Source organism: Streptomyces sp. NPDC004629, from assembly GCF_042873595.1.
In the GTDB taxonomy this organism is placed as follows: domain Bacteria; phylum Actinomycetota; class Actinomycetes; order Streptomycetales; family Streptomycetaceae; genus Streptomyces.
Window position 1 is genome coordinate 184133 of record NZ_JBIALO010000006.1, and the last position, 13685, is coordinate 197817.

The 13685-nt window shown below is 71.4% G+C and carries 12 protein-coding genes; 9 read left to right on the forward strand and 3 right to left on the reverse strand.

The window, feature by feature from the left end; all coding sequences use genetic code 11:
* Positions 1–28 precede the first annotated feature (28 nt).
* Positions 29–2845 (reverse strand): penicillin acylase family protein, encoded by a 2817-nt coding sequence (locus ACFYTE_RS11330; RefSeq protein WP_388707986.1) that lies wholly within the window; start codon positions 2843–2845, stop codon positions 29–31.
* A gap of 263 nt (positions 2846–3108) precedes the next feature.
* Here ACFYTE_RS11330 and ACFYTE_RS11335 point away from each other — a divergent pair, with 263 nt between their 5' ends.
* From ACFYTE_RS11335 to mscL, 6 genes are all read left to right on the forward strand, one after another.
* Positions 3109–4617, forward strand: a complete 1509-nt coding sequence (locus ACFYTE_RS11335; RefSeq protein ID WP_388708370.1) for a potassium/proton antiporter — start codon at positions 3109–3111, stop codon at positions 4615–4617.
* 445 nt (positions 4618–5062) lie between these two features.
* A complete protein-coding gene (locus tag ACFYTE_RS11340; protein ID WP_388707989.1) occupies positions 5063–6355 on the forward strand; it encodes an MFS transporter in 1293 nt (430 codons plus the stop codon).
* Positions 6356–6422: 67 nt separating this feature from the next.
* Positions 6423–6764, forward strand: coding sequence for an FmdB family zinc ribbon protein (locus ACFYTE_RS11345; RefSeq protein WP_388707991.1), 342 nt, complete (start codon positions 6423–6425; stop codon positions 6762–6764).
* 103 nt (positions 6765–6867) lie between these two features.
* Positions 6868–7701, forward strand: coding sequence for an S-methyl-5'-thioadenosine phosphorylase (locus ACFYTE_RS11350; protein ID WP_388707994.1), 834 nt, complete (start codon positions 6868–6870; stop codon positions 7699–7701).
* A 319-nt stretch (positions 7702–8020) separates the two neighbouring features.
* Positions 8021–8563 carry a hypothetical protein gene (locus ACFYTE_RS11355; RefSeq protein ID WP_388707997.1) on the forward strand — a complete coding sequence of 181 codons (543 nt, stop codon included), beginning with the start codon at positions 8021–8023 and terminating at the stop codon, positions 8561–8563.
* A 138-nt stretch (positions 8564–8701) separates the two neighbouring features.
* A complete protein-coding gene (gene mscL / locus ACFYTE_RS11360; RefSeq protein WP_388707999.1) occupies positions 8702–9160 on the forward strand; it encodes a large conductance mechanosensitive channel protein MscL in 459 nt (152 codons plus the stop codon).
* Between the two features lie 19 nt (positions 9161–9179).
* Here the strand turns inward: mscL and ACFYTE_RS11365 are convergent, their stop codons facing one another.
* Positions 9180–9356 carry a hypothetical protein gene (locus tag ACFYTE_RS11365; RefSeq protein ID WP_388708001.1) on the reverse strand — a complete coding sequence of 59 codons (177 nt, stop codon included), beginning with the start codon at positions 9354–9356 and terminating at the stop codon, positions 9180–9182.
* A 100-nt stretch (positions 9357–9456) separates the two neighbouring features.
* Between ACFYTE_RS11365 and ACFYTE_RS11370 the strand changes: the two genes are divergently transcribed.
* The 3 genes from ACFYTE_RS11370 to ACFYTE_RS11380 all read left to right on the forward strand — a co-directional run bounded on the left by ACFYTE_RS11370 (position 9457) and on the right by ACFYTE_RS11380 (position 13379).
* Positions 9457–10701, forward strand: a complete 1245-nt coding sequence (locus ACFYTE_RS11370; protein ID WP_388708004.1) for a low temperature requirement protein A — start codon at positions 9457–9459, stop codon at positions 10699–10701.
* Positions 10702–11097: 396 nt separating this feature from the next.
* Positions 11098–12126 (forward strand): P1 family peptidase, encoded by a 1029-nt coding sequence (locus ACFYTE_RS11375; protein WP_388708007.1) that lies wholly within the window; start codon positions 11098–11100, stop codon positions 12124–12126.
* A gap of 506 nt (positions 12127–12632) precedes the next feature.
* Positions 12633–13379, forward strand: coding sequence for a DUF6227 family protein (locus tag ACFYTE_RS11380; RefSeq protein ID WP_388708010.1), 747 nt, complete (start codon positions 12633–12635; stop codon positions 13377–13379).
* A gap of 50 nt (positions 13380–13429) precedes the next feature.
* Here the strand turns inward: ACFYTE_RS11380 and ACFYTE_RS11385 are convergent, their stop codons facing one another.
* Positions 13430–13681: a hypothetical protein gene (locus tag ACFYTE_RS11385; RefSeq protein WP_388708013.1), complete on the reverse strand. Its 252-nt coding sequence runs from the start codon at positions 13679–13681 to the stop codon at positions 13430–13432.
* Between the last annotated feature and the right edge of the window lie 4 nt (positions 13682–13685).

Sequence of the window (13685 nt, forward strand, 5' to 3'; positions counted from 1 at the left end):
GAGGGCCCTTTGCTCGACTGTCAGCGGGTCACGGCTTGAGCACCAGGGTGTCGCTCGTGCTCTTGTCGACCGCCGCGCCGGAGAACGACCAGGGCAGCAGCTCGCCGTCGGCCCATTTGTCGGTCTGGTCGGTGTAGTGGGCGCTGTAGGCGTGGCCCGACGCGCCCGTGAGGTTGATCCACTTCGACTTGTCGAGGTCGTCGAGGTTGACCACCATCCGCATGGACGGCACCCACACCACCCCGTAGCCGCCGGCGGCGTTCCAGCCGGTCGCGTTGACCGTCGCCTCGCCGCCGCTGAGCTTCCAGGGGCCGCGGTTGAGGACGTACTGGAGGGCGCCGGGGCCCTCGGTGCCCAGGGTCTGGTTCTTCAGGAACAGCCGGTGCAGCCGGCCCCAGCTCCAGGTGTCGATGTCCTTGCCGAGCTTGGAGGTCAGCTCCCAGCGCGCGTCGATCATGGCGCGGCGGAACAGCTCGTCGCGGTTGCCCGCCTCGGGCCGGTTGCCCGTCCTGGAGGCCGGCGTCGTCCACCAGTCGCTGTCCGGCTTGTCCATGAGGGTGCGCACCACCTCGAACCAGCGGTCGCCGCCGTCCGGCTGCGCCTGGTCGGCGTCCCGCTCGCCGCACTCGCGCACCTTGGTGTCGTCGTCCACCGGACCGGTGCTGTCGATCTTGTCGACCCACAGGCACTGGCCCTTGACGCGCAGCTCCTTGGGCAGCTTGTTGCCGAAGGCGAGCTTGATGATGTTGCGCCAGACCGAGTTGAAGTAGGCCGCCGCAGCGGAATCGGCGTCCTGGGTGTAGTCCCAGCCCTCCAGCAGTTGCTGCGCCTCGCGGACGTCCTTGTCCTTCACGTGGATCTTCAGCAGCTTGGGCACGAGCAGCTTGGCGATCTCACTGCTGTTGTCGAGCTGCATCTGGCGCATGTCGTCGGTCGAGATCTTGCCGCCGCCCTTGATCTTGGACTCGATCAGGTCGGTGATCCGCTGGCTGCGGGTCCCGTAGCCCCAGTCGGAGGTGAGCGTGTAGTGGTACTTGTCCTGGTCGACGACGGCCTGGTTGGCGGTGACGATGTAGCCGCGCGCGGGCTCGAACTCGTAGGGCAGTTCGTCCTGCTCGATGTATCCGGTCCAGGCGTACTTGGAGTCCCAGCCCGGCGCCGGGACGGAGCCGTCGACGCCCTCCGCGCGCGTGGGGATCTTCCCGGGCAGCGTGTAGCCGATGTGGCCCTGGGTGTCGGCGTAGATCAGGTTCTGCGAGGGGACGTCGAACAGCGCGGCGGCGGCCCGGAAGTCGTCCCAGTTCGCGGCCCGGTCCATGGCGAAGACGGCGTCCATGGAGGTGCCCGCCTCCAGGGCGGTCCACTTCAGGGCGATGCCGTAGCCGTCGCCGCGGTCGGGGGCGGCGGTGTCGACGGTGGCCTTCTTGCCGACCTTGACCAGTTCGTCGTCGCGGTCCGAGAGCAGCGGCCCGTTGTTGGTCTCGCGGACGACGATCTTCTTGGACTTGCCGCCGGCGACCTTGATGGTCTCCTCGCGGGTGGTGAAGGGCTTGACCTTGCCGTCGTACAGGTAGCCGCTGCCGGTCAGCTTCTCCAGGTAGAGGTCGGTGACGTCGACGCCGGAGTTGGTCATGCCCCAGGCGATGTCGCCGTTGTGGCCGATGATCACGCCGGGCATGCCGGCGAAGGTGTAACCGGTCACGTCGTACTGGCACTTGGCGGAGACGGTGCGGCAGTGCAGGCCCATCTGGTACCAGACCGACGGCAGCGAGGCCGACAGATGCGGGTCGTTGGCGAGCAGCGGCTTGCCGGTGATCGTGTACTTGCCGGACACGACCCAGGAGTTGGAGCCGATGCCCTGGCCGTTCACGCCGACGGCCGTGGGCAGGTCGTCCAGGACGTCGTAGAGGCCCGCCAGCTGGCTCGTGAGGCCCGATCCGGCCGTGGAGGTACCGGTACCGGTCGAAGAACCGTTCGTGCCCGTGGAGCCGGCCGTACCCGTGCCCGTGGAGTCCCCCTGTGTGCCGCTGCTGCCGCCGCCCTGCTGGAACGCCTGGGTCAGCTCGTCGTACTGGCCTTCCTGGACGATCGTCTTGTTGCGGCCGTAGGGGTACTCCGGGTAGAGGTCCTTGATCTGCTGGGGTCCGAGGCGGCTGGTCATCAGGGCGCGGTCGATCTCGTCCTGCATGTTGCCGCGCAGGTCCCAGGCCATCGCCTTGAGCCAGGAGACGGAGTCGACCGGAGTCCACTTCTCGGGCTTGTAGTCGTTGGTGAACCCGAGGGCCGCGTACTCCAGGGAGATGTCCTTGCCGTCCCTGCCCTCCAGGTAGGCGTTGACACCCTTGGCGTACGCCTGGAGGTACTTCTTCGTGGAGTCCGACAGCTTGGTGTCGTACTCCTTCTCGGCCACCCGGTCCCAGCCCAGGGTGCGCAGGAATTCGTCGTTCTTGACCTGCCCCTTGCCGAACATCTCGGACAGCCGCCCGGACGTCATGTGGCGGCGCACGTCCATCTCGTAGAACCGGTCCTGCGCCTGGACGTAGCCCTGCGCCATGAACAGGTCCTCGTCGGAAGAGGCGTAGACCTGCGGGATGCCGTAGCCGTCGCGCTTCACATCGACCGGTCCGGACAGACCGTCGAGCGTGATCGACCCCGTGGTCTGCGGGAAGGACGCACGCACGGTGCTGATCGACCAGTACGCCCCGTAGGCGACGCTGCCGACGATGGCCAGGACGAGCACCAGCACGATCAGTCGGGCTCTGCGCCCCTTCTTCCTGCCGGACTTGCCGGGCCGGGCAGCCGCTGTGGCGGTGGTGTCCGCTGTGGCGGTGATGTTGGGGGGCATCGCTGTCCTTGCTGTCCTAACGCGAGCGGCAGGTCGGGCTGTGACTTTGAATGAGCGCTGGAGCAACCATAGGCGCAGGGCCGTGTGGCACTTGACCCGGAGTCGGGAACCAGCGCGGACGGATGTTCGATCTTGCCTCGCCCAGCGTCAAGAAAGCGTCAAGAGTTAGGTAAGGTAATGAAGTAGTTGGGTGCGGTGTACCGCAGCCTCGATCGTGTACATGAGCGTCGCGCCCCTCGCGCGCGAGCCGGTGAAGGGATGCGCTGCTGACTGTCGACCACCTCAACCAGCTCCTGCTCGTCTGCTCCCTCGTCCTGCTCATCGCCGTGGCGGCGGTCCGGATCTCCTCGCGCAGCGGGCTGCCGAGCCTGCTCGTCTACCTGGGGATCGGCATCCTCATGGGCCAGGACGGCATCGCCAAGATCCACTTCAGCGATACCGAGCTGACCCAGGTCATCGGGTACGCGGCCCTGGTCGTGATCCTGGCCGAGGGCGGTCTAGGCACCAAGTGGAAGGAGATCAGACCCTCGCTGAGCGCGGCCTCCACGCTGGCCCTGTGCGGCGTCGCGGTGAGCGTCGGGGTGACGGCGTCGGCCGCGCACTTCCTGGTCGGGCTGGAATGGCGGCAGGCCCTCATCATCGGGGCGGTGGTGTCCTCGACGGACGCGGCGGCGGTCTTCTCGGTGCTGCGCAGAATCCCGCTCCCCGCGCGCGTGACGGGCACGCTGGAGGCGGAGTCGGGCTTCAACGACGCCCCGGTGGTCATCCTGGTCATCGCCTTCTCCACCGCGGGACCGATCGAGCACTGGTACATGCTGCTGGGCGAGATACTGCTGGAGTTGGCCATCGGCGCGGCCATAGGGCTCGCGGTGGGCTGGCTCGGCGCCTGGGGCCTCAGGCACGTGGCGCTGCCCGCCTCGGGCCTCTACCCGATCGCCGTGATGGCGATCGCGGTCACCGCCTACGCGGCCGGCGCCCTGGCACACGGCAGCGGCTTCCTCGCGGTCTATCTGGCCTCGATGGTGCTCGGCAACGCCAAGCTGCCCCACTGGCCCGCCACGCGCGGCTTCGCCGAAGGGCTCGGCTGGATCGCCCAGATCGGCATGTTCGTCCTGCTCGGACTGCTGGTCACACCGCACGACCTGGGCGACGACTTCCTGCCGGCCCTGGTCATCGGCCTCGCGCTGACCATGGTTGCGCGTCCGCTGAGCGTGGTGCTCAGCCTGGCGCCGTTCCGGGTGCCGTGGCGGGAACAGGTCCTGATGTCCTGGGCCGGGCTGCGCGGCGCCGTGCCCATCATCCTGGCGACGATCCCCATGGTGAACGGCGTCGCGGGCAGCCGCCGCATCTTCAACCTCGTCTTCGTCCTGGTCGTCGTCTTCACCCTGGTCCAGGGGCCGACGCTGCCCTGGCTCGCGCGCATACTGAAGCTCGGCGACGGAACGGAGGCGGCCGACCTCGGCATCGAATCGGCGCCCCTGGAGCGGCTGCGCGGGCATCTGCTGTCCTTCGAGATCCCCGAGGGTTCCCGGATGCACGGCGTCGAGGTGGGCGAGCTGCGCCTGCCGGCCGGCGCCGGGGTCACCCTGGTCGTGCGCGACGGGAAGTCGTTCGTACCGATGCCGACGACCGTGCTGCGGCACGGGGACGAACTGCTCGTGGTCACCATCGACCCCGTCCGCGACGCCGCGGAACGCCGGCTGCGCGCGGTCGCCCAGGGCGGCAAGCTGGCCGGGTGGCTGGGCACGGACGGCGCCGGAGCGGGACGCTGAGCGCGCACCAAGGGGGCTGAGGTGCGCTGAGGGTGCCGAGGTGCGTCAAGGGGGCTTGAGGGTGCCGAGGTGCACCAATGGGGGCTGAGGACGCGTCAAGGTGCCTCCCCTGGGGTTGAGGGTGCGTTAAGGACGTGTTTCGTATGGTTCACACCTCCCTCAATCCCAGGCGAACGCGCCTTGTAGTGCCCTCTTTCACAGGTGTGCGCCCCCTCGGCCCCTGTATGGTGAAGGCACCCCTGATCGAACCAACTCTGTCTGACGCAGAGCTGGCGCGACCGTATGGCGGCCGGACGCCCGGAGGTGGGGGCGCCGGCATCTACCGCAGTTCCGCGCAAGAGGACAGCTCTCGGCGCCCCGCGAGGCGCGTGAACCGAAGGATCGCGCTCCGGAGGTGAACGGCCCGGCAAGGGTCGCGCTACCAGGCGGCAGAAAGGCACGGGCCGTGGCATCCACGGTCACCACCGAGCCGTCGGAGAACCCGGCGACACCGTCCCGCCCGGGATACGGACAACTGCTGCGCACGCGCGGCGCCTGGACATTCCTGCTCCCCGGCTTCGCGGCGCGCCAGCCGTTCGCGATGCTCACCCTCTCCATCGTGCTGCTCGTACGGCACACCACCGGCTCGTACGGCGTCGCGGGCGCCGCAGCGGCCGTCACCGGCGTCTCCATGGCGCTGTTCGCCCCCTACAGCGGGCGCCTCGCCGACCGCTACGGCCAGCGCGCCGTGCTGATCCCCGGCGTCCTCGTGCACGCGCTGTCGGGCCTGTCCCTGACGGCGCTCGCCCTGGCGCACGCACCTCTGTGGGTCCTGTTCGCGGCGGCCGTGCCGACCGGCGCCTCGGTGCCGCAGATCGGCCCCATGGTGCGCGCCCGCTGGGGCGTGAAGCTCCAGGGATCCCCGCTGATGGCCACCGCCGCGGCCTTCGAGTCCGTCACGGACGAACTGACCTTCGTCGTCGGCCCGCTGCTGGCCACGGCGCTGTGCACGACGGTCGACCCGGCCGCGGGCCTCGTCACGGAGGCCGCGCTCACGCTGCTCGGCGGTCTGCTGTTCGCCGCGCGCCGCGGCACCCAGCCGCCGGTGTCCGAGAGCGGCCACGCGCGCGTGCGGCAGGCGTCCGCGCTGCGCGTCCCCGGTGTGCGCGTACTGATCGTGACCTTCCTGGGCATCGGCACGGTCTTCGGCGGCCTGCAGGTCTCGCTCGCCGCGTTCAGCGAGTCGATCGGCGAACCCGCGCTGAACGGCGTCCTGTACGGCACCTTCGCGGCGGGCAACATGCTCTCCGGCGTCGTATGCGGCGCCATCGCCTGGAAGGCCGCCCCGCAGCGCCGCCTCGTGATCGGCTACACGGCCCTCGCCCTGACCGCGTCCGCCCTGTGGACCGCCCACTCGGCGCTCCTGCTCGCCGGGCTCGGCCTGCTGGTCGGCATGTGCATCGCGCCCGCCCTGATCACCGGCTACACCCTGGTGGATGACCTGGTCGCGGCCGGCGCCCGCACCGAGGCCTTTACCTGGCTGACCGGCGCGGTCGCGCTCGGCCAGGCGGCCGCGGTCACCGTCGCAGGTCAGCTGGAGGACCGCCTGTGGGACGGCGCCGGATTCCTGGTGCCGCTGGGCGGCACCCTGCTGGCCCTGATGACCCTGCTGGCACTGCGTTCCCGGCTGGTTCCGCCGCCCCGGCACCGTACCGTCGCGCGTGTCGTCGGTCACCGCTCGCCGGTCGCGGTGGACTGATCGACAGGAATACGTCACTATGGACCGTCGTTAGCACTCAACGACTGAGAGTGCCAGGAGGAAGACAGTGCCCACCTATCAGTATCAGTGCACCGAGTGCGGCGAGGGCCTTGAGGCGGTGCAGAAGTTCACCGACGACGCCCTGACCGAGTGCCCCGCCTGCGGTGGCCGCCTGAAAAAGGTGTTCTCCGCGGTCGGCATTGTCTTCAAGGGCTCCGGCTTCTACCGGAACGACAGCCGCGGCTCCTCTTCGGGCAGCAGCCCGGCCGCCAAGCCCGCGGCGTCGGGCTCCTCGGACTCCTCGTCGTCCGACACCAAGTCGTCGTCTTCCTCGAAGTCGTCGTCTTCGTCGGCGTCCTCTTCGTCGTCCACGTCCGCGTCGAGCTCCACCGGCAGCTCCGCCGCCTGAGATCCCCTCCCACGAGACCCCGCCGTCACCGACGGTGGGGTCTTCGGCGTCCCTGGTCGGCACCGCTTCCCCGGCGTTTTCACCGCCAGCTAGTGTGCTCGTCATGGCGAACGCAGAGATCGGCGTAATAGGCGGCTCGGGCTTCTACTCGTTCCTCGACGACGTGACCGAGATCCAGGTGGACACCCCCTACGGCGCGCCCAGCGACTCCCTCTTCCTCGGCGAGATCGCCGGCCGGAGCGTCGCCTTCCTGCCCCGGCACGGCCGCGGCCACCATCTGCCGCCCCACCGCATCAACTACCGGGCCAACCTCTGGGCCCTGCGGTCGGTGGGCGTGCGCCAGGTCCTCGGTCCGTGCGCGGTGGGCGGCCTGCGGCCCGAGTACGGGCCCGGCACCCTGCTCGTCCCGGACCAGTTCGTGGACCGCACGAAGTCACGGGCGCAGACGTACTTCGACGGGCTGCCGCTGCCCGACGGCACCGTGCCGAACGTGGTGCACGTCTCCCTGGCCGACCCCTACTGCCCCACCGGGCGGGCCGCCGCGCTGAAGGCCGCCCGCGGCCGGGACTGGGAGCCGGTGGACGGCGGCACGCTGGTCGTGGTGGAGGGCCCGCGGTTCTCCACCCGCGCCGAGTCGCTGTGGCACCAGGCGCAGGGCTGGTCCGTGGTGGGCATGACCGGCCACCCCGAGGCGGCGCTCGCCCGCGAACTGGAGCTGTGCTACACGTCGTTGACGCTGGTGACCGACCTCGACGCGGGCGCGGAGACCGGCGAGGGCGTCTCGCACGACGAGGTGCTGCGGGTGTTCGCGGCCAATGTGGACCGGCTGAGGGGGGTGCTGTTCGACGCCGTGGCGGCACTGCCGGACACCACGGCACGGGACTGCCTGTGCACCGGCGCGCTGGGTGGTATGGATCCCGGGTTCGAGCTGCCGTAGGTGGTCGCGGGGGCGTGCTGCGGCAGGCGTGTGGGGTGGAGTCGCGGTAACCGGAACTTCTCGTTCGGGTGGGCGAGTTGTCCACAGGTCGGCCGTCATCCACCGGCTCCGGCGAGCGGCGGCGCGAAGCGTCATCGTGGCATCGCAAGCCGATTCCGCGCCGCAGGTGGTGGTCCTCATGTCCCTCCCTCCCCCGCACTTCTCCCAGCCGTCCGCTCCCTCCCCTCCCTCCACTCCCTCCCCTCCCTCGCCTCACTCCTCTGCCCCCGCTCCCCCGCCCTCCCCCCTGCCGTCCTCCGCACCCTTTCCCGTGTCGCCCTTGCCGCCTCCGCTTCCCGTCCCGCGCCCGCTGGGCACCGACGCGCCGGCCACCTGCGAGGTCCCTCAGTTCCCGCCGGTGCGGGTGCGCGGCGGGCGGTACGGACTGCAACGGCTGGTCAGGCACCGCAGGCGCGCCGTCGCGGCCGGTCTCGCGGTCACCGCCGCCGCGCTCGTGGCGGCCGGGCCGCGCGCCACAACGGATCCGCACCGCGCCGAGCAGGCCCGCGGTCACCCCGCGGTCGAGCCCGTACGACGGCCCGACGTGATCGAGGTGGTGACCGCGCCGGTACGGATCGCCGACGCCGCCACCGTCCGGCTGCTGCGGCCCGGTGACCGGGTCGACGTCGTCGCCGCACAGGATCCCGCCACAGGCGGCGAGGCCCGCGTGCTCGCGCGCGGGGCGCGGGTGACAAGACTGCCGGAGCCCGTGGACGGCGCCGCGGAGAGCGGGGCGCTCGTCGTGCTCTCCGTGCCGCGTGACACGGCGGCCCGCCTCGTGGGGGCGAGCGCGACGGCACGGCTGGCGGTGACGCTGTGCTGAACCAGCGCGCACATTGTCTTGACGACACGCCGTCAAGTCCCTCGTCCGATGGAAGAAATTCAGCACGATGGCCGTATCGTGCCGTAGGTTGCGGAGCGCTTTGTTCCACCCCCTGCGCGCACGAGGAGAGTCCCCGAGGTGAGCGAGAAGAAGGAACCGAGCATCGTGCAGGGCTTCAAGGCCTTCCTGATGCGCGGCAACGTCGTCGACCTGGCGGTCGCGGTGGTCATCGGCGCCGCCTTCACGAACATCGTCAACTCGGTGGTGAAGGGCATCATCAACCCGCTGGTCGGGGCGATCGGCACACAGAACCTCGACCACTACAGTTCGTGCCTCAGCTCGTCCTGCACGGGCACCGACGGCATCCAGCTGATGTGGGGCTCGGTCCTCGGCGCCACGCTGAGCTTCGTGATCACCGCCGCGGTGGTCTACTTCCTGATGGTGCTGCCCATGGCGAGGTACCTGGCCCGGGTGGAGGCCCGCAGGAAGGCCAGGGAGGGCACACGGGAGGTCATCGAGGTGACCGAGCTGGAGGTGCTCAAGGAGATCCGCGACGCGCTGCTCGCGCAGCGCTCCTCGGACCACGACCGGCGATAACGGCCCCGCGGGGTCCGCATCACAGGTGGTGCGGAGGCTTCTCGTCGAGGAAGCGCTTCAGGTCGGCGGCGCCGTCACCGTCGCCGGACTCGCCCCAGCCGCGGTCCGTGTCGTCCGAGGACTGCTGGGCGAGCGGGTCGTCGAAGACGAGCGCGGCCTTGGGGTCGCGCGGCTCGGAGGCGGGGGCGGTACTCATGCCCCAAGGGTACGGCCCCGGCCCTGCGGCCTCCGGCCCCGTGCCCGTATGTGAACCGGCCCACAAGATTTCGGTGAGGTTTTCTGCTGTGCTGAGAGGCATGACGCCCAGTTCCGCTCCGCCGCCCGCGTCCGCGGGTGTGCCGCACACACCCCGTCCACTGCGCCGGCTCACCGCCCGCGGACGTGGTGAGCCGCACCGCGTCGCCACACCACTCGAACTCTTCTTCGACCTGTGTTTCGTCGTGGCCGTCGCGCAGGCGGGCGTCGAGCTGGTGCACTCGGTGGCGGAGGGCCACGCGGGCAACGGCATCCTGAACTACGCGATGCTGTTCTTCTCCATCTGGTGGGCCTGGATGAACTTCTCCTGGTTCGCCTCGGCGTACGACAACGACGATGCGCTCTACCGCGTCGTGACCCTCGTCCAGATCGCCGGTGTCCTGGTCCTGGCCTCGGGGATCTCGCGGGCGTTCGAGCATCATGAGTACCTCGCGGTCTGGCTCGGCTATGTGATCATGCGGCTGGCGATGGTCGCGCAATGGCTGCGGGCCGCGAGCACCGCGGAGGGCGCCGAGCGGACCACGGCCCTCAGATACGCCGGCGGCGTGCTGCTCTGCCAGGTCGGCTGGGTCGGCCTGGTGGTGCTGCCGACGCCCGCGCGCGCCTGGGTGTTCCTGGTGATGGTGATCGTGGAACTGTGCGTGCCGCTGTACGCGGAGCGGCACCACAACACCGCCTGGCATCCCCACCACATCGCCGAGCGGTACGGGCTGTTCACGATCATCGTCCTCGGCGAGACGATCGCCGCGGCCACGGCCGCCGTGAAGTCCGCCGGGGCCGAGCACGGCGCCCTCAGCACGCTCCTGCCGATCGCGGCCGGCGGCCTGCTGATCGTCTTCTCGGCCTGGTGGATCTACTTCGCGGTGCCCATCCACGGGCATCTGCGCTCCAGCAGAGAGGCGTTCCTGTGGGGCTACGGCCACTATCTGGTCCTCGCCTCGGCGGCCGCGATCGGCGCCGGACTCGAAGTGGCGGTCGAGGAGGCGGTGGGCAAGGCGCACCTGTCGACCCTGTCCGCCTCGGCGGCCGTCACCCTGCCCACGGCGCTCTACCTGCTGACGGTATGGGCCCTGCACGCGCGCCACTTCAAGGCGGGCATCGCCCAGCAACTGGTGCTGCCGGTCACGGCGTTGCTGGTGATCTGCTGCACCTTCCTGGGCGCCTGGGCGGTGCTCGCGGCGGGCATCGTGGCCGCCCTGGCGGTGACAACAGAAATCGCCCTGGCGGCCCGCACCACACCACACGGACCCGGAAGGAAGGCAAGACGGCCCACCTCTTCGGCCTGACCCCGCGAGGTACGCCCGCTGCCTGACGCCACGGGCGACATACGCCGCCTCACGCCACGGGATACGTCCGCCGCTCGACGCCACGGGCTGCATCCGCCGTCCGACCCCGCGGACCAGGCGCCCCGGCCCGGCCGCCCCTGCCCCGAACACCGGCCACTCCGACCGCACCCGTCCCAGCACCCGTCCAGGCCACGCCCGTCGGCCGCCCAGCCGCATCCGCCGACCAGCCCAGCACGCACCGGGCACGCCCCTCGGCCACCCCTCAGGCGCCACCCGGCCCGGCACGCCCTGCCCGCCCTGCCCTGCCGCCCGTAGCCGCACCGTCCCACCACCCCAGGCGGGCCCGTCCGGAACCTCGGTGTCCCTGGGCTCGGCTCCGGGAGGAGACTGGCCGGCATGACAGTTGACGCATTGACGGACGTCGCCGGGCTCCGGGTGGGTCACGCGACCCGCACCGGCGATGGAGTGCTCACCGGGACCACTGTCGTCCTCGCCCCGGAGGGCGGTGCCGTGGCCGCCGTTGACGTGCGGGGCGGCGGGCCCGGCACCAAGGAGACCGACGCCCTGGACCCGCGCAACGTGGTGCGCACGGTCGAGGCGGTCGTGCTCACCGGCGGCAGCGCGTACGGCCTCGACGCGGCGTCCGGTGTGATGGCCTGGCTGGAGGAGCGCGGGCGCGGGGTGCGGGTCGGGGCGGACCCCGCGCACGTCGTGCCGGTGGTGCCCGCCGCCTGTGTCTTCGACCTCGGGCGGGGCGGCGACTTCCGGGCGCGCCCGGACGCTGCCACGGGGCGCGCCGCGGTCGAGGCCGCCTCGGCGAGCGCCCCTGGCGCGCCGGTCCCCGAGGGGTGCGTGGGCGCGGGTACGGGCGCCGTGGTGGGACAGCTCAAAGGCGGGGTCGGCACCGCGAGCACGGTCCTCGGCTCGGGGATCACGGTGGCCGCGCTGGTGGTGGCCAACGCCGCGGGCTCGGCGCTGGATCCGCGGACGGGCGTGCTCTACGGGGAGTTGTTCCAGGGACGGGTGAGATATCCGGAGGCGCACGTCCACGAGGCCGCCGGGCGGCGCCTGTCCGAGGCCGCCGCGCGGAACCAGACGCCGCCGCTCAACACCACGCTGGCCGTGGTCGCCACCGACGCGGACCTCTCGAAGGCGCAGGCGCAGAAGGTGGCCGGCACCGCCCACGACGGCATCGCGCGTGCCGTGCGGCCGGTGCATCTGCTCAACGACGGCGACACGGTCTTCGCGCTGGCCACGGGGGAACGTCCGCTCGACGCCGGGAACCCGCTCGCGCTCAACGAGATCCTCGCGGCCGGTGCCGACGTGGTGACGCGCGCGATCGTGAAGGCCCTGCGGGCCGCGGAGCCGGTGACCGGACCGGGCGGAACATGGCCGTCGTACGAGGAGTTGTACGGCACCCGGTAGGCACCCCGGCGGGGGGCGGCCACAGGGCGCGAGGTGGGGTGGTGCGGCGCGGGGTGGTGCGGCGCGGCGCGGGGTGGGGTGGTGCGGCGCGAGGTGGTGCGGCGCGAGGCGAGGCGGCGCGGCGCGGGGTGAGGTGGTGCGGCGCGGGGTGGGGTGGTGCGATGCGGCGCGGCGCGGGGTGGTGCGATGGGGCGCGGCGCGGGGTGGTGCGATGGGGCGCGAGGCGGGGCGGCACGAGGGAGCCTGGCGGAGCGTACCGTTCGCCTCGATGACGGGCTCAGCGGCTGGGGCCTGCCGTCGAGCCGGCGGATCGCGGGCAGCGCCGCCCGAGCGGGGAAGTGCCGCCTGACCGGCGGTTTTTGACGGGGCATCGGGTCGGACGGGAACTTTCCCGGCGACCCCCGCGTTTTCGCGGCGTACGTTTTCTCGGTTCCCGGACATGATGTCCGACCGAGGGGCTACGGTATGCACCCACAAGGTGACATGCAGCAACGCCGGGAGAAGCCTTGAGCGTTCCGTACGAGACGGCAGCGTGCGATGCCGCCGAGTCGCCCGAGTCTCCGGAGGAGCACCTCGCGCGGCTCCTCGGCCGCGCCCTGAACTCCTTCGAAGTGCCCGACGAGGCGATACAGCGACTCGACTGCGCGCTGGCGCACGACAGTTCGCTGCACTCCGCCCACCACAGCGCCGGCCTGCACCGGGAGACGTACCGGCACACCTGGCTGCTCACGGACGGCTCCGCGGTCACGCTCTGGGAGCTGGTGCACAACACCGCGCCCGGCAACGAGCCCCAGCACGAGGTGTACGCGGACGAAGAGGAACTGCACGCCGCCACCGCCCGGCTGCCGCTGCCGTCGGACGACCCGGACTTTGAACTGCCGGTGCTGGTCCAGTTGCCGCCGGTCCCCGCGCCGCGGCATGCGTACGTCCCGGACGGCTCCGCGGACCACGCGCGCCGGCTGCTGCGCCGCGCGGAGAACGCGGACCGGCCGGACCGGGAGACGGCCGCGCTGCTCACGACGGCGTTCGCGCACCAGATCTCCCAGGCCTTCGGCCGCCCGGAGCGGACCGGCCGGGCGAGGCTCGGCTACGCGCTGTACGAGCACGCGTTCCTGCTGCGCGACGGCAGTGAACTGTCCCTGTGGGAGGTCGAGCACACGGCGACACCCGACGGACGCCATATGTGCGAGGTGTACGCCACGGAGGACGCGGCCCGCGCCGCCATGGAGCGCCGGGCGGCCCGCCGGGCCTGAGGACGTCCGGGCCCTGCGGGCCGACGGGCCGGTGCGCCGCGCGGCGCTCGTCAGCGTCGGCCGAGCCGCCGTACCAGGCCGGCGAACGCGTCCTGTTCCGCCGGGGTGAGTTCGACGGCCTCCAGATGGGGGGCCGCCTGACGCTGGCGCGGAAGCCCGGACAGGTCCCGGCCCGAACGCTCGGCGGCGCCCCCGGAGCGGGCCCGGCGCAGCAGGAGCACCAGCACGGCCGTCCAGGCGACCGCCGCCAGGACCAGCAGGGTCAGGCCCAGCATCGCGAGGATCGAGACGTCTTCAGGCATACGG